The organism is Bradyrhizobium sp. 521_C7_N1_3 (assembly GCF_052075975.1).
Lineage (GTDB): Bacteria > Pseudomonadota > Alphaproteobacteria > Rhizobiales > Xanthobacteraceae > Bradyrhizobium > Bradyrhizobium japonicum.
This window is the reverse complement of the sequence record NZ_CP197232.1, coordinates 2,820,861-2,836,459: the sequence shown is the minus strand read 5'-3', so window position 1 is coordinate 2,836,459 and position 15,599 is coordinate 2,820,861. Positions and strand designations below refer to the sequence as shown.

Below are 15,599 nucleotides of genomic sequence, written 5' to 3'. Positions count from 1 at the left end.
CCTCCGGGGCAAATATTGGAGACCGGCGTGGCCGTCATCGTACCTTTCGAAACTCCCGGCGCGTCGATCGAAGAGCTGGTTGCCCTTGTCGCCGGTGACATGGAGCGCGTCAACGCCACGATCCTGTCGCGGACCGGGTCCGACGTCACCATGATCCCGGAGGTCGCCAACCATCTGATCTCCTCCGGGGGCAAGCGCCTGCGGCCCATGCTGACGCTCGCCATGGCCAACCTCGCCGGCTACACCGGCGACGGTCACATCAAGCTCGCTGCCTCCGTCGAATTTATGCATACGGCGACCCTGCTCCACGACGACGTGGTCGACGAGAGCGAGATGCGCCGCGGCAAGCTGTCGGCGCGCATGCTCTGGGGCAACGAGGCGAGCGTGCTGGTCGGCGACTTCCTGCTCGGCCAGGCGTTCCGCATGATGGTCGAGGTCGGCTCGCTCCGCGCGCTCGACATCCTCTCCGCGGCCGCCGCCACCATCGCCGAGGGCGAGGTGATGCAGCTTGCCGCCGCCAAGAACACCGCGACCACCGAGGACGAATATCTCGCCGTGATCCGCGGCAAGACCGCCGAGCTGTTCGCCGCCGCCTGCGAGGTCGGCCCCGTCATCGCCAACCGCCCTAAGGCGGAGCAGACCGCCTGCCGCTCGGTCGGCATGAATCTCGGCATCGCCTTCCAGCTCGTCGACGACGTGCTCGACTATGGCGGCAAGAGCGCCAAGCTCGGCAAGAACACCGGCGACGATTTCCGCGAGGGCAAGATCACGCTGCCGGTCGTGCTCGCCTTCCGCCGCGGCAACGACACCGAGCGCGCCTTCTGGATCCGGGCGCTGGAGCGCGGCGAGATCGGCGACACCGACCTCGACCATGCCATCGGCCTGATGAACAAGCACCGCGCGCTCGAGGATACGCTCAGCCGCGCCCAGCACTACGGCGCCATGGCCGTCGACGCGCTGGCGCTGTTCCCGTCCTCGCCGATGAAGAGCGCGCTGGAGCAAGTGGTCGCGTTCTGTCTGGCCCGGTCGCACTGAGTGAAACGGCTTAGCGCTCCGCTTCCGCACCACTATTTGCCCCATCATCCTGCGGAGCTCGCATAGCGAGCCTCGAAGGATGAACGGCCCGGATGCAGCCGGGCCGCCGCCCTTCGAGGCCTCCGCTACGCTCCTGCGCCTCAAGGTGACGGTGATGGATATGCGCACGCTGCATCAACATCGTCGTTGCGAGCGCAGCGAAGCAATCCAGTCTGTCACCGCGGCAAGACTCTGGATTGATTCGCTATGCTCGCAATGACGGAGAGCCAGGCAGCGGTGCATTCCCTCTCTTGTCCCGGACGCGCTGCAGCGTGAAACGCTGCTGCGCAGAGCCGGGACCCACGCGACACGCAGCAATCAGCAACATGGCCCCCCGGCTCTGCAGCGCACCGCCAGGAGGCGCCGCGCTGCGTCCGGGGCACGAGAGCATTTGCGCAGGTCGCTGCCGCACATCCCACCACTGACCCGACCACGGCGTTCTCGCCGAACACTCCTCCACACCTGCTGCTCAGCCAGTAACTTGCATTTTGCAAGCCACTCGCCTACGCTTCCCGCCATGCAGCCCAAATCCCCCTCCATCCTGGAATGCCCGGTCGGCCGCGCCGTTGAGACGGTCGGCGAATGGTGGAGCATCCTGATCCTGCGCGATGCCTTCCAGGGCGCGACGAGGTTCGACGAATTTTCGCAAAGCCTCGGCATCGCGCCGAACATCCTGTCGCGGCGCCTTGCCCATCTCACCGAGAGCGGCATGTTCGTGCGCCGCCGCTATCATGAAAGGCCGCCGCGGTACGAATACGTGCTGACGGAGAAGGCGCGGGATTTCTTCCCTGTGGTCGTGGCACTGCTGGCCTTCGGCAACAGGCATCTCGCGCCCAAGGGCGAATCCATCGTGCTGGCGAACCGGAGCGACGCTCGCCCGTTCGATCCGATCGTGGTCGATGCCGCCGACATGCGTCCGATCACCCTCGCCAATGCGGTCGTCGTCCCGGGTCCCCGCGCCAGCCGCGGGATGCGCAAGCGGCTCGCCTCGCTCAAAGCCATGAACCCGGCCGTCGCGCCGGCTGGAGACTGACATGCGTCGTATCGTCGTGACGGGAATGGGCGCGGTGTCGCCGCTCGGCTGCGGTGTTGAACTGTCCTGGCGCCGGCTGCTGGCCGGCCAGAGCGGGCTGCGCCCTCTGCCGCAATGGGCGCAGGCACTGCCCGCGCGCATTGCCGGTCTCGTGCCCGACAAGGCCGACGATGCCGAAGGCGGCTTCGACCCCGCGCAAGCCGCCGCACCAAAAGACCAGCGCAAGATGGACCGCTTCATCCTGTTCGCGCTGCTCGCGACCGCAGAGGCGGTCGCGCAGGCCAAATGGACACCGCAGGACGCGAGCGCACAGGAACGCACCGCAACGATCATCGCCTCCGGCGTCGGCGGCTTCCCGGCAATGGCGGAGGCGGTGCGCATCACCGAGCAGCGCGGCGCGCGCCGGCTCTCGCCCTTCACCATCCCCTCGTTTCTCGCCAATCTCGCCGCCGGCCACGTCTCGATCAAATACGGCTACAAGGGCGCGCTGGGCACACCGGTCACGGCCTGTGCCGCCGGCGTCCAGGCGATCGGCGATGCCGCGCGCATGATCCGCGCAGGCGAAGCCGATGTCGCGATCTGCGGCGGCGCGGAGGCCTGCATCGATATCGTCAGCATCGGCGGCTTTGCCGCGGCCCGCGCGCTGTCGAGCGGATTCAACGACGCGCCCGCGCGCGCCTCGCGCCCGTTCGATTGCGACCGCGACGGCTTTGTCATGGGCGAAGGCGCCGGCATCCTGGTGATCGAGGAGCTGGAACATGCGCTGGCGCGCGGCGCCTCCCCGATTGCGGAAATCGTGGGCTACGGCACGACGGCGGACGCCTATCACATGACGTCGGGGCCGCCCGACGGCGACGGCGCGCGCCGTGCGATGGAGATCGCGCTGCGCCAGGCGAAGCTCGGGCCCGCGGATTTGCAGCATCTGAACGCGCATGCGACGTCGACGCCGGCCGGCGACGAAAGCGAGCTCGGCGCGATCGCCGCGCTGTTCGGCCGCAACCGGAACATCGCGGTCAGCGCGACCAAATCGGCCACCGGCCATCTGCTCGGCGCCGCCGGCGGCCTCGAGGCGATCTTCACCGTCCTCGCCTTGCGCGACCAGGTCGCGCCGCCGACGCTCAATTTCGAAAACGCAGATCCCGGCGCGGACGGCATCGACATCGTCGCAGGCAGCGCGCGGCCGATGCCGATGCGCAACGCCATCTCCAACGGATTTGGCTTCGGCGGGGTGAATGCCAGCGTGATCTTCCGCCGGATGGGCTGAACAAGAGGCCTTGCAATCGCAGCCCGCTTCGTTACCAAAACGGGATGATCGAAGCGAATTTCTGGCTGTTCCTGGCCGCAGCGTGTCTCATTGCCGCCGTTCCCGGCCCCGGCATCTTCTACGTCGCGGCACGGACCTTGTCGGAGGGGCGCGCCAGCGGCTTTGCGTCAACCGCGGGCACGGCGCTGGGCGGGCTGGTTCATGTCGTCGCGGGCAGCTTCGGCATCTCCGCGATCATCCTTGCGAGTGCGGAGCTGTTTGCCGTCGTAAAATTCATCGGCGCGCTCTATCTGGTCTGGCTCGGCATCAAGACCTTCCGCAGCGCCGGCCGTGCGCTCTCGCTGGAGAGCGAGCCCGTCGGCGACAGGCGCGCATTCCGCGACGGCGTGCTGGTCGAGGCGCTGAACCCGAAGACGGCCGCATTCTTCCTCGCCTTCATTCCGCAGTTCCTCGATCTCGCGGGGTCGAGCCCCACGCTGCAATTCATCGTGCTCGGCGCGATCTCGGTGATCCTGAACACGCTCGCCGATGTCGTCGTGGTGCTGATGGCAACTGCAACGCGCACGCAGCTGATTGGCAGGCCGCATCTGATGCGGCGTCTCACCCAGGGCTCGGGCGTCTTCATCGCCGGCCTTGGCCTCTCGCTCGCGCTGGCGCGGCGGCCGGTGCAGGGCTAGCGAAGGTTGGCAGATGCGCTTGCTCCATCTTCCATTGTACATTGGAAGACGATCCATGGAGCGAGGTCGACGATGACATCACGGGTAGAAACGCTAACTCCACCGAACACGCCAAAACCAATCGGCCCCTATAATCACATTGCCAAGGTCGGCGAACACATCTGGATCGGCGGGACCGCGGGCTTCGATCCGGAGACGGGACAGCTGGCCGGCGCCGATGTCGCCTCGCAGACGCGGCAGATCTTCAGATCGTTCGAGGCGATGCTGGCTGCGGTGGACTCCGACCTCAACCACGTCACCCACATCAACGTATTTCTCAAGCACATGTCGGACTTCGACGCGATGAACGAAGCCTATGTCGAGATGATGGGGGAGCACCGGCCCGCTCGTACCGTGTTTGCCGTGCAGGAGCTTCCGAAACCTGGCGTCATGCTGACCATGAATCTGACGGCTGTGACGAGACAGGCAGCCTCGCCGGCGACGCGATAGCCGAAGAAAGAAAGGAAGAAAGGGGCCGAAGCCCCTTTCTCAAATTTCACCAGTGGTGCCAATGATGCCAGCGGTGCCAGCGAGCCCAATGATGCCAGCGCCAGCCGTCACCCCAATGATGGTGCCAGCCGTAACCACCCCAGTCGTGCGGACGGTAGTAGCCTCGATGGTCGTGGCGTTGCCAGCAATGGCCCCATTCATTGCAGACATAGCCGATCGGCACCTCGACCGGTGCTGCTGACGCAGCCCCGCTCGACAGCGTGACCCCGCCAAGTGCGGCAAGGCCGACAAACGCAGATACAAGTTTCATGATGTTCACCTCCTAACATCCGTTGGAGGCGACGAGTGCGTCCTGCGTTCGGCGTCTTACGCAGGTTTAATACCGATGAACGATTTCGATGAGGCCGATCCGCTCGCGATGACGGCGTGCGCGCAACATTGTCGCCATCGGCCCGAAAGACTTTCCGACCCGTAATGACCAAGATGTAACGCGTGGAATTCGAACGACTCATCGCTCGCGGCTCACCCATGGTTGTTGCGATGGAGAGTTCGATGAGGATGATGTCCTGGTCGCGTTATCGCCTCCTGGCAAGGTCGTTGTCGCGCACCGCGCGTCGCTGTCACGACGCGAAGATGCGCAAGACCCGGCAGCGCCGACGCGCCATGCGCCGCCTAGCCGGCACGAGCTCGCCGCCGAAGCGCCCGTGACCTGCGGCTTGCTTGTGGAATGGCCAGCAGCAGGCTACTCCAGTCATGCTGTGTTCTCGTCCGGTATTTCGAAGGATCGACGCCCGATGCTTGCCCCGCAAAGTCGCACTTACGAGTCACACGGCCTGCGGCTGCATTATGCCGATTGGGGCAACGAGGGCGCGCCCGTCGCCATCCTGGTCCATGGCGGCCGCGATCATTGCCGGAGCTGGGACGCCATCGCCCGCTCGCTTCAGCCGCATTTTCACGTGCTCGCGCCCGATCTGCGCGGTCATGGCGATTCCGACTGGACCAAGGGCGGCAGCTACGCGCTGACCGAGTATGTCTACGACCTCGCGCAGCTCATTCGCAGCATCGCAGCGCCTCAAGTGACTCTGATCGGCCATTCCATGGGCGGCATGGTGAGCCTGATCTTTTCAGGATCGTTCCCCGAGCTGGTCTCGAAGCTCGTCGTGCTCGACGGGGTCACCATGTTGCCGGACACCCCCAAAGCGCCGACGCATGAGCGGATCAGCAAATGGGTCAGCCAGCTCGACAGGCTGCACGACCGCACGCCGCGCCGCTATTCGACCCTCGAAGACGCGGCCGCGCAGATGGTGCTTCACAACAAGCGCCTCGCCCGCGACCTCGCGCTGCATCTTGCAACGCACGGCTCGCGGCGGAATGAGGACGGCACCTATAGCTGGAAGTTCGATCCCTACCAGCGCGCCTCTGCGCCGCACCGGCTCTGGCCGGACGATCACGTGGCGCTGTGGTCGCGCATCACCAGTCCGACATTGCTGCTGAATGCCGGAGAAAGCTTTCTGGCGGGTGCCAGGGCCGCCGGCCTGGAGCGCTATTTCCCGCAGGCGCGTGTCGAGACCATCGCCGGCGCGGGGCACTGGCTGCAGCATGACAAGCCGCAAGAGGTGCTGGGTGAGATCCGGCGGTTTCTCGGGCTGGCCGAGGGCTAATCCAGACCAGCCGCGACATCGCTGTGCGCTTCCGCCAGAAATGGCGCCAGCGCCGGATTGAGATTGCCCGGCCGCCATGCGACGACGTGCTCGATGATCGGCGCATCTTCGAGATCGCGGAAGGCCAGGTTTGCAATTCCGAGCTTCGCCATCGACCGCGGTACCAGCGCAATGCCGAGATTCTCCGCCACGAGGCTGACGATGGTCTGCTGCAGTTCGACTTCGAGTCTGAACGTCGGCTCGAACCCGCCGGAACGACAATAGCCGGCGATCGACTGGCGCAGCCTCGGCGCGACTTCGGCCGGCGCGGCGATGAAGGCTTCACCATTGAGCTGCCCCGCAGATACCGTCTTCTGCGCGGCGAGCGGATGACTGACGTACACCGCAAGGCTGAGCGGCTCACGAAAGATGACTTGCGTCGCAAGACCGCGCACGGGACCGGGATCGAACAGGATCGCGGCATCGAAGCGCCCGGTCAGCACCGCGTCGCCGAGGATCCCCGGGATCACCTCGCGCAGCTCGACGCGCACGCCGGGATGGCTCGCCATGTAGCGCCGCGTCAGACCCGGCAGAACCGTGTAGGCCGCGTGCATCATGAAGCCGACCGAGAGTTCGCCGATTTCGCCCCGCTCGGCCATGCGCGCGTTTTGGCAGGCCTGATCGAAACCGATCAGCACCGCCCGCGCGTCCTCCAGGAAGCGCCGGCCCGCTGGCGTCAGCGTCGCACGCCGCGACTGGCGGTCGAACAGGCGAACCCCGAGTTCTTTCTCCAGGGCCGCGATCTGCCGGCTGAGCGGCGGCTGGCTGATGTGGAGGCGCTCGGCAGCGCGGCCGAAATGCAACGTCTCGGCGACGGCCACGAAATAGCGCATCTGTCTGATGTCGATCATTTTATACCGAAAAGGTATGAAGCAGTGCAGTAATCAGTATTGGATGATATCGATTGGATTGGATAGGGCTAATTCGTCCCTCCAATGCCTGGTTTCCCGATGCTCTCCACCCTCGCGGCCGTCCTCCCCATTTTCGCGCTCATCTTCGCCGGCTGGCTGGCCCGCCGGATCGGCGTCCTCGGCCCGCATGCCACCGGCGAGCTGAACCGCTTCGTCGTCTATCTCGCCCTTCCCGCTCTGCTGTTCGACATCGTCGCCCACGCGCAATGGGCCGAGGTCTGGCAACCGCGCTTCATCGCCGCCTTCGGCATCGGCGCGGCGCTGGTGTTCTGCCTGACCATCGCCGTTCGGCTGCGCCGCCCGCGCCATCTCGCCGACGCTGCCATCGACGCGCTCAATGCCGGCTACGCCAACACCGGTTTCGTCGGTTTCCCGCTTGCGCTCGCGGCGCTCGGCCGCGAGGCGCTGGCGCCGACGCTGATTGCCACGATCATCACGGTCTGCGTGCTCTTTGCGATCGCGATCGTGCTGATCGAGACCGGGCTGCAGACCGAGAAGCGGCGCAGGCACCTCGTCACCAAGGTCGGCGGCTCCCTGCTGCGCAATCCGCTTCTCGTTGCTCCCGCCGTGGCTGCGATCGTTCCGATCACCGGTCTCAGCGTGCCCGATGCCGCCGAAAGCTTCCTGAGACTCCTGGGGGGCGCGGCCTCACCCTGCGCCCTTGTTGCACTCGGGTTGTTCCTTGCGACCAGGCGCGAGAGTTCGGAAACGAACGTCGGATCGGCGGCGCTGCTCGTGAGCTTCAAGCTCGTGCTTCAGCCGGCTATCACCTGGGTGATGGCGACCGCCGTGTTCGGCCTCTCCCCGCTACTCACGCATGCAGCCGTGCTGCTGGCCGCGCTCCCGACCGGTACGGGCCCGTTCATGCTGGCGGAGTTTTACAAGCGCGAGGCGGCGATGACGTCCAATGTCATTCTGGCATCGACGATCACGTCGATCGTGACCATCAGTGGCTATCTGGCGCTGGCAAGGTAGCGATCGTAGCCCGGATGGAGCGAAGTGCAATCCGGGGCGCCGCGGCGGCGTAGCCCGGATGGAGCGAAGTGCAATCCGGGGCGCCGCGGCGGAAGAATCCCGGATTGCGCTTCGCTCCATCCGGGCTACGACAGCCTCGTCCCAGGGGAGACCTAGCTCAACGTCCCCGCATGCACCCACCAGCCGGAGTGGTCGCGCCGGATCTTTTCCGCGGCGGCATGCGCCTCGTTCGCTGCGCCGTAGATCGCAAAGCAGGTCGCGCCGGAGCCGGACATGCGGGCAAGCTTGACGCCGGCGGAGTCACGCAAGGCTTCCAGCACCTCGCCGATCACCGGCTCGATCCGCAGCGCAGGGGCTTCGAGATCGTTGGCCACGGTTTCGAGAACGTCGACCCAATCGGCAATGGAGGCGCCCTCGTCCGGCCAGGCCGGGGCGTCGAGGACGGAAGTGGCGCCCACCAGCAATTCGCCGTTGCGCAGGCCCAGCGCCTGGAACACGTCCTTGGTGGCGACCGGCACGCGCGGATTGACCATCACGCAGGGCATGCTCGGCAGCGCGAGCGGCAGCAGCTGCTCGCCGACGCCGGTCATGTCGCAGGCGCGCGAGACCAGGCACACCGGCACATCGGCGCCGGTCGCGAGCGCGACTTTTTGCAAGCGCGGATCATCGAGCGACAAATTGTTGAGACGCGCGAGCAGCCGCAGCGCCGCCGCTGCATCGGCCGAGCCGCCGCCGATGCCGGCCGCGACGGGAAGCACCTTGTCGAGCGCGAAGGCCCCGAGCTTCAGATTCGGCACGGCCTCGGCCAGAAGCCTGGCCGCCTTGACCACGAGATTGTCCGCGGTGTCGCCGCAGGCCGCGGCCAGCGGCCCGGTGGCGACGAGCTTCAGCTCGCCGCCCGGCTCCAGCGTCAGCTGGTCCGCGCAGTCGGCAAACGCAACCACGCTCTCGAGATCATGATAGCCGTCGGCACGACGGCCCACCACGCGAAGGCTCAGATTGACCTTCGCGCGCCCTTCTTCAATCAACGCCGACATTGGCGATCAGCCCCCAAACGCACTCTTAGCCGCCCTTGCCGTCGTCCTTCTTCTTGTCCGCCTGCGCGGCCGAAGAGTTCGAATCGTCGGTCATACCATTGGCGATCTTGGCCTCGATCTTCGGAAGCTCCTCCGGCTCGGGCTTGAGATCACGGGCGTGGGCCCACTGGAATTTCGCTTCCAGCGTGCGGCCGACGCGCCAATAGGCATCGCCGAGGTGATCGTTGATGGTCGGATCCTCAGGCTTGAGGTCGATCGCGCGCTCGAGGTTCTTCACCGCCTCTTCGTAATTGCCGATGCGGTAATAGGCCCAGCCGAGGGAGTCGACGATGTAGCCGTCGTCGGGACGCTGCTCGACGGCGCGCTTGATCATCTTCATGCCTTCGTCGAGATTCACGCCCTGGTCGATCCAGGAATAGCCGAGATAGTTGAGGACATGCGGCTGGTCGGGCTGGAGCTCGAGAGCCTTCTTCATGTCGGCCTCGGCCTTGCTCCACTCCTTGGAGCGCTCCTCGCAAATGCCGCGATAGTAATACCAGACGCTGTTGGCCTTGTCGTTGCCGGCCGGCAGCACGTCGATGCCCCGCGAATAGGTCGCGCCGCAATCGCCGAACTTCTTGCGGCCGCGCTCGATATTGCCGAGCGCCATGATGGCTTCGAGATCCTTGGAATCGTCCGATGTGACGCCCTTGAGGATCTTGATCGCCTCGTCGGTGCGGTCGGCGGAATCCAGATCGATCGCGAGCTGGATCTGCGCATTGCGCTTCAATGGCGAGGTCGCGGGCACCCGCTCATAAACCTTGATCGCCATCTGCGGCCGCTTCACCGATTCATAGAGATCGGCGAGCGAGAGCAGCGCCAGCGGATGGGTCGGCTGGAGATAGAGCGAGAGCTGGAGATAGACCAGCGCCAGATCCTCGCCGCCGCGGCGGGTCAGCGTGGCGCCGATGCCGTAGAGCGCTTCGGCCGCGCCGGCTTGCGCGGAGTCGGCCAGCGGCGGCATCTTCTTGCCGGCCTTGGTGTCGCGCAGGCCTTCCACGATCAGCGGATGGCGGGCGAGCTTCTTGTCGAAAGCCTGGTAGACGGTGGTCGCGGCCGCGGAATCCTTGTTGCGCGACAGCCAGCGAGCATAGGCCTCGGTGACGCGCAGCATGGAATCGTCGAGCTTGTAGGCGCGCTCGAAGCGGATGCCGGCGTCCTTCTCCTTGCCGGACAGCTCGAGGATCATGCCGGCATGGAGGTCCTTGAACAGCGGATACCATTCCGGACCGGCGAGCTTGTCGATGGTGGCGACGCCGCCCTTGGCATCGCCCGCGCCATAGGCGGCCCAGCCCGACAGCAGCGTGGCGACGAGATCGGTGATCGGACCGCGGATCGACTGGTTGATGTTGGTTTGCGCGGTCGCGTATTTCTTCATCTTGAGATCGTGCACCCCGACGACGAGACGCGCGACGCGGTTGGTCTTGTCGATGGTCAGGATGCGCTCGGCGAGCTTGACCGCCTCGTCGATGTCACCGTCGGCGACCGAAGAGATGAAGGCACGGTCGAGCAGCTCGTTGTTCTTGGGATCGGTGCGGAGCGCCGAGCGGTAGAAGGCGGCGGCCGAGGCCGCATCGCGCTCGACGCTGGCGTGGCGGGCAGCGAGATAGCTGCCGGAGGTCGTCAGCGACTTCAGATCGTTCCGGGTCGGAAATTGCGCCGCCGTGTCGGACGGATGGTCCGGCGTCTGCGCCAGGACCGCGCCGGGGACCGTCGCGATCGCGGTGCCCATGAGGGCGATGGCGGCAACAGTCCAGCGGTTGAAACGATTTGAGAACATCAGGGGCTCGCCTTGAGTTGTAGTGCCTGGGTTTGCAGCAGTAGGCCGTATCGCATGCGAACGCGGCCGGTGGCATGGGGACCCGGAACCGTCGGGCCGACAATGCCGCTTTTGGCGCTTCGCCGCAAGGATTCGGGCATGCGATCCCCTCCGCACGCCCCAAATCGGCCGACAACGCCCCAAGACGCTGCCAGTATGGCCTTATCGTGGCCGCGGACCGCACCCCCGGGCCGGTTCTCACGCGAACGTGCGTCACAATGCGGGGGGGCACGTCACTTTGGCCCCGGCTTGATCGCTTTGGTCCAATGATCCCGGCTTACATGGCCTGGCTTACATGGCCTCGTAGTTCGGACCGCCGCCGCCCTCCGGGGGAACCCAGGTGATGTTGCCGTTGGGGTCCTTCACGTCGCAGGTTTTGCAGTGGACGCAGTTCTGGGCGTTGATCTGGTAGCGCGGGCTCGAGCCTTCCTCGACCCACTCATAGACCCCGGCCGGGCAATAGCGATTCGAGGGACCGGCGAAGACGTCGTGCTCCGAGGTCTTCTGCAGGTTCATGTCGGCGACCTTGAGATGGACCGGCTGGTCCTCCTCATGATTGGTGTTGGACAAGAAGACCGACGAGAGCTTGTCGAACGAGATCTTGCCGTCCGGCTTCGGGTAGTTCTTCGGCGCGTGGCTCTTGGCCGGATCGAGCGTGGCGCGATCGGGCTTCGCATGCGACTGCGTGCCGAACAGCGAGGCGCCGAACAGCGTGTTGCACCACATGTCGAAGCCGCCGAGCGCGACGCCCAGCACGGTGCCGAACTTCGACCATAGCGGCTTGACGTTGCGGACCAGGAACAGATCCTTGCCGACCGACGAGGACCGCCAGGCGTTCTCGTAGTCGACGATCTCGTCATTGGCGCGATCGGCAGCGAGCGCCGCCGCGACATGCTCTGCGGCGAGCATGCCGGTGCCCATCGCATTGTGCACGCCCTTGATGCGGGGCACGTTGACGAAGCCGGCCGCGCAGCCGACCAGCGCACCACCGGGGAAGCTCAGCTTCGGCACCGACTGATAGCCACCTTCGGTGATGGCGCGCGCGCCATAGGCGAGCCGCTTGGCGCCTTCGAAGGTGCCGCGGATCGAGGGATGGGTCTTGAAGCGCTGGAACTCGTCGAACGGCGACAGATAGGGATCGTCGTAGTTCAGATGCACGACGAAGCCGACCGCGACGAGATTGTCGTCGTAATGATAGAGGAACGAGCCGCCGCCGGTCTTCAGGTCGAGCGGCCAGCCGAACGAATGCTGGATCATGCCCTTCTGGTGCTTGGCGGGATCGATCTGCCAGACTTCCTTGAGGCCGATGCCGAACTTCGGCGGCTCGCTCTTCGAATCGAGTGCGAACTTCGTAATCAGCTGCTTGGTCAGGCTGCCGCGCGCGCCTTCGGCGAACAGGGTGTACTTGCCGAGCAATTCCATGCCACGGGTAAAGGAGTCCTTCGGCTTGCCATCGCGGCCGATGCCCATGTCGCCGGTGGCGATGCCCTTCACCGCGCCCTGCTCGTCATAGAGCACCTCGGCTGCGGCAAAGCCCGGATAGATCTCGACGCCGAGCGCTTCGGCCTTGCGCGCCAGCCAGCGGCAGACATTGCCGAGCGAGCCGATATAGCAGTGATGGTTGTCCATCAGCGGCGGCATGATGAAGTTCGGCAGCTTGATCGCGCCGCCTCCCGTCATCCAGTAGAAGCGGTCGTCCTTCACCTGCGTCTTCAGCGGGCAGTCGGAATCCTCGCGCCAGTCCGGGATCAGCTTGTCGAGCCCGGCCGGATCGATCACCGCGCCGGAGAGAATGTGCGCACCGACCTCGGAGCCCTTCTCCACCACGACGACGTTGAGATCGGCATTGAGCTGCTTCAGCCGGATCGCAGCCGCCAGGCCAGACGGGCCGGCGCCGACGATGACGACGTCGAATTCCATGGATTCGCGCGGGGGAAGTTCTTCGGTGCTCATCTGATCTCAGCCCTTGAGACGGTTCCTCGTCATTTGCGCCCCCTTGTTTCCGATTTTTCCGGGTAGGACAACCACGGAAATGCGTTCCACTGGGATGCAAGGCACCCCAAACTGATATAGTAAAAGTCTGACTTCCAAATGATCCCCGAACCCGCACCCACCGTCCGAGAGCTTCTCGCCTTCTATCTGGAGGCCGGGGTCGACTGCGCGCTCGCGGAGGAACCTGTCGACCGCCTGGCGGAATTGGATGCTCCGCCGCCGGCCCCGCGCGCCGCACCACCGGTCGAGGCACCACGGCCTGTTGCCGCGCCCGCGGTGATGCGCGGCGAGGCCGCACCTGCGCCGGACATTGCGATCGCCTCCGCGCGCGAGGCGGCGCGTACCGCGCCGACGCTCGAGGCACTGCGCGAGCTGATGCAGAATTTTGAAGGCTGCGCGCTGAAGCATACCGCGACGCGGCTGGTGTTCGCCGACGGCAATCCGCAGGCGCGCATCATGTTCGTCGGCGAGGCGCCGGGCCGCGACGAGGACATCGAGGGGCTGCCTTTCGTCGGGCGCAGCGGCAAGCTGCTCGACCTCATGATCGGCGCGATCGGCCTCAACCGCACCACCGCCTACATCGCCAACGTGATTCCGTGGCGGCCGCCCGGCAACCGCACGCCGACGCCGCAGGAAACGCAGATCTGCCTGCCGTTCATCCAGCGCCAGATCGAGCTGGTGAATCCCGACGTGCTGGTGACGCTCGGCAATCCCTCGACGCAGACGCTGCTGTCGACGCGCGAGGGCATCATGCGCACCCGCGGCCGCTGGTTCGACTACGAGACGGGAGGGCGCACCATCCGCGCGCTGCCGACGTTCCACCCGGCCTATCTCTTGCGCTCGCCATCGTACAAGCGGCTGGCGTGGCAGGATCTGCGCGCGATCGCGAAGGTGCTGGCGGGATAGCGAGCTGTCGTAGGGTGGGCAAAGCGAAGCGTGCCCACCATCTCCATTTCAACGACGGATAGACTTGACGGTGGGCACGGCGCTTTGCGCCTTTGCCTACCCTACGATTTCTGCGTTTGTCGCTACGTCCCCTTCGGCCGCACGATGGCCCAGCCGATGCGCAGCAGCTGCTGGCGGCCGGTCACCAGCCATTCGAAGGCGCGCGGCACTTCAGGAACGATGCCGGGAAAACGCGCGAGGATTTCCGGCGGCGGCGTGCCGGCGGTGTCGGAGGCGCGCCAGACCACGACGCCGCCGGTCTCGCTGAACTTGGCCTGATTGATCCACGGCGTGCGCGCGGGCTGGGCATCGATGAAGAGATGCGGCCGGCCGGAATGCAGCGTGATCAGGCTCGCGAGCTGAGTCTCGCCGGCGACTGCGCGCAAGCGATGATTGGTGCGGCGGGCAAAGCTCTCATCGAAGAAGTCCGAGATCGCGCGCGCCGGCATCGAGGTTCCAATCTCTTTGGCGCCGGTCCAGGGCAGGAACAGCACGGCGAGCACGACGCCGGCTGCGGGCGCCACGACGGCGGCAGCCCATACCGTCCGCAGTACGCGCGCGCGGCGCATTGCGATGAGGTCGCCGGCCGTCACGACCACGGCAAGTCCCGACATGACCAGCACGACGCCGGCGCCGCCGACGACGGCATCGAGCCCGAGCAGGCCGGAGATCAGGACCGCGCCGAGCGCAGGCGCCAGCGCGAAGAAATAGACGAAGTTGTGCGCGAGCGGCTCGACCGGCGGCCGGTAGATGATCGGCGCTTCCTCGCCCTTGGCGACGAACAGGCCGCTATTGAGAAAGGTCAGCGCCGGGATCGCCGCCGCGCCGAGCACGAGCCCGCCGAGCAGCCAGGCCGCGTGCAGCGCGCGGGCGTTCAGCTCGGCGACCACTGGCAGGGTCGGCATGACAAGCGTCTCGGCGCGCATCAGCCAGACCGCATAGGGCAGCGCCAGCACGGCGACGACGATCAGCGCGAACAGCGGATCGAGCGCGCGCAGGGTGCGGCGACCGCCGGCGGTCGAGACCGAGAAGACGACGAGCAGGAGGAGAAGGAAGATCGCCGCGGGCGTCGTCAGCAGCAGGAGGCCCGCTTCAATCGACCAGGCGAACCAGGCATTGCCGCGGCGCTGGCCGATGATCTGCCAGGAATGCAAGAGAAGCAGCGCCCAGAGCGGCCGCGCCAGCACCAGCGGGCCGAAGTCGAGCGCCGGCGAGGAGAAGGCCAGCACCGTCATCGTCAGCAGCACGGCGAGCACCGCCTGCTGTGAGCCGACCACGGCGCGGGAGAGATGATAGAGCGCGATGAAGGTCGCGACCTCGCAGAGCTGGGCGAGGACGTAGACGCCGAACATATGGCCGCCCGCGGCGCGATAGGCGATGTCGGCGAGCCAGATCGGTAGCGGCGGGCCCAGATCAGTCCCGATCTGGTACTCGCGACCGAAGGCCAGCAGGGTCGCGAGCGTACCGGGCGGGCTGCGGTAAAACACCAGCGCCACGAACAGCCACATCGCGGCCTGGAGCAGCACGGCGATCCACACGATCAGCCGCGGCCGGGCGCGTATGAGCTCGATGACCAGGGAGGTAAACCGCATGCAACGTCCGAAAGATGCAGCCAACCCGTCCAGCCGGCCCTATTCGCTCACA

15 protein-coding genes are annotated in these 15,599 nt (G+C 66.1%); 9 read left to right on the top strand and 6 right to left on the bottom strand.

Annotation, left to right across the window (positions count from 1 at the left end; genetic code table 11):
• Window positions 1-27: 27 nt before the first annotated feature.
• The 6 genes from AB7008_RS12835 to AB7008_RS12810 all read left to right on the top strand — a co-directional run bounded on the left by AB7008_RS12835 (window position 28) and on the right by AB7008_RS12810 (window position 4,537).
• Window positions 28-1,035, top strand: coding sequence for a polyprenyl synthetase family protein (locus AB7008_RS12835; RefSeq protein ID WP_014497337.1), 1,008 nt, complete (start codon window positions 28-30; stop codon window positions 1,033-1,035).
• A 79-nt stretch (window positions 1,036-1,114) separates the two neighbouring features.
• The gene (locus AB7008_RS12830; RefSeq protein ID WP_248881720.1) at window positions 1,115-1,294 is read left to right on the top strand and encodes a hypothetical protein; all 180 of its coding nucleotides are present in this window, start codon (window positions 1,115-1,117) and stop codon (window positions 1,292-1,294) included.
• A 297-nt stretch (window positions 1,295-1,591) separates the two neighbouring features.
• Window positions 1,592-2,107, top strand: coding sequence for a winged helix-turn-helix transcriptional regulator (locus AB7008_RS12825; protein ID WP_014497338.1), 516 nt, complete (start codon window positions 1,592-1,594; stop codon window positions 2,105-2,107).
• A 1-nt stretch (window position 2,108) separates the two neighbouring features.
• Window positions 2,109-3,371 carry a beta-ketoacyl-ACP synthase II gene (gene fabF / locus AB7008_RS12820; RefSeq protein ID WP_304493020.1) on the top strand — a complete coding sequence of 421 codons (1,263 nt, stop codon included), beginning with the start codon at window positions 2,109-2,111 and terminating at the stop codon, window positions 3,369-3,371.
• Window positions 3,372-3,415: 44 nt separating this feature from the next.
• The gene (locus AB7008_RS12815; protein WP_304493019.1) at window positions 3,416-4,048 is read left to right on the top strand and encodes a LysE family translocator; all 633 of its coding nucleotides are present in this window, start codon (window positions 3,416-3,418) and stop codon (window positions 4,046-4,048) included.
• Between the two features lie 72 nt (window positions 4,049-4,120).
• Window positions 4,121-4,537 carry a RidA family protein gene (locus AB7008_RS12810; protein WP_304493018.1) on the top strand — a complete coding sequence of 139 codons (417 nt, stop codon included), beginning with the start codon at window positions 4,121-4,123 and terminating at the stop codon, window positions 4,535-4,537.
• A gap of 46 nt (window positions 4,538-4,583) precedes the next feature.
• Here AB7008_RS12810 and AB7008_RS12805 read toward each other — a convergent pair whose 3' ends face one another.
• Entirely contained in the window at window positions 4,584-4,847 is a 264-nt protein-coding gene (locus AB7008_RS12805) for a hypothetical protein (RefSeq protein ID WP_441258908.1), read from the bottom strand.
• A gap of 484 nt (window positions 4,848-5,331) precedes the next feature.
• Here AB7008_RS12805 and AB7008_RS12800 point away from each other — a divergent pair, with 484 nt between their 5' ends.
• Window positions 5,332-6,198, top strand: coding sequence for an alpha/beta fold hydrolase (locus AB7008_RS12800; protein ID WP_304493016.1), 867 nt, complete (start codon window positions 5,332-5,334; stop codon window positions 6,196-6,198).
• Here the strand turns inward: AB7008_RS12800 and AB7008_RS12795 are convergent.
• The gene (locus tag AB7008_RS12795; protein WP_039146555.1) at window positions 6,195-7,088 is read right to left on the bottom strand and encodes a LysR family transcriptional regulator; all 894 of its coding nucleotides are present in this window, start codon (window positions 7,086-7,088) and stop codon (window positions 6,195-6,197) included. The two genes, AB7008_RS12800 and AB7008_RS12795, sit on opposite strands and share 4 nt — an antisense overlap.
• Before the next feature lie 99 nt (window positions 7,089-7,187).
• Here AB7008_RS12795 and AB7008_RS12790 point away from each other — a divergent pair, with 99 nt between their 5' ends.
• On the top strand, window positions 7,188-8,123 hold the full coding sequence (locus tag AB7008_RS12790; RefSeq protein ID WP_028158197.1) for an AEC family transporter: 936 nt from the start codon (window positions 7,188-7,190) through the stop codon (window positions 8,121-8,123).
• A 152-nt stretch (window positions 8,124-8,275) separates the two neighbouring features.
• On the opposite strand, the gene AB7008_RS12785 is transcribed toward AB7008_RS12790, so the two are convergent.
• The 3 genes from AB7008_RS12785 to AB7008_RS12775 form a co-directional block, all read right to left on the bottom strand.
• Window positions 8,276-9,160: a 4-(cytidine 5'-diphospho)-2-C-methyl-D-erythritol kinase gene (locus tag AB7008_RS12785; RefSeq protein WP_028158198.1), complete on the bottom strand. Its 885-nt coding sequence runs from the start codon at window positions 9,158-9,160 to the stop codon at window positions 8,276-8,278.
• A 25-nt stretch (window positions 9,161-9,185) separates the two neighbouring features.
• Window positions 9,186-10,979: a tetratricopeptide repeat protein gene (locus AB7008_RS12780; RefSeq protein WP_028158199.1), complete on the bottom strand. Its 1,794-nt coding sequence runs from the start codon at window positions 10,977-10,979 to the stop codon at window positions 9,186-9,188.
• Window positions 10,980-11,309: 330 nt separating this feature from the next.
• A complete protein-coding gene (locus tag AB7008_RS12775; protein WP_248881712.1) occupies window positions 11,310-12,971 on the bottom strand; it encodes an electron transfer flavoprotein-ubiquinone oxidoreductase in 1,662 nt (553 codons plus the stop codon).
• A 138-nt stretch (window positions 12,972-13,109) separates the two neighbouring features.
• Here AB7008_RS12775 and AB7008_RS12770 point away from each other — a divergent pair, with 138 nt between their 5' ends.
• Complete coding sequence (locus AB7008_RS12770) at window positions 13,110-13,916, top strand: uracil-DNA glycosylase (RefSeq protein ID WP_071916142.1); 807 nt, start codon at window positions 13,110-13,112, stop codon at window positions 13,914-13,916.
• Between the two features lie 122 nt (window positions 13,917-14,038).
• On the opposite strand, the gene AB7008_RS12765 is transcribed toward AB7008_RS12770, so the two are convergent.
• Window positions 14,039-15,547 carry a glycosyltransferase family 39 protein gene (locus tag AB7008_RS12765; protein WP_441258907.1) on the bottom strand — a complete coding sequence of 503 codons (1,509 nt, stop codon included), beginning with the start codon at window positions 15,545-15,547 and terminating at the stop codon, window positions 14,039-14,041.
• Window positions 15,548-15,599: the final 52 nt, after the last annotated feature.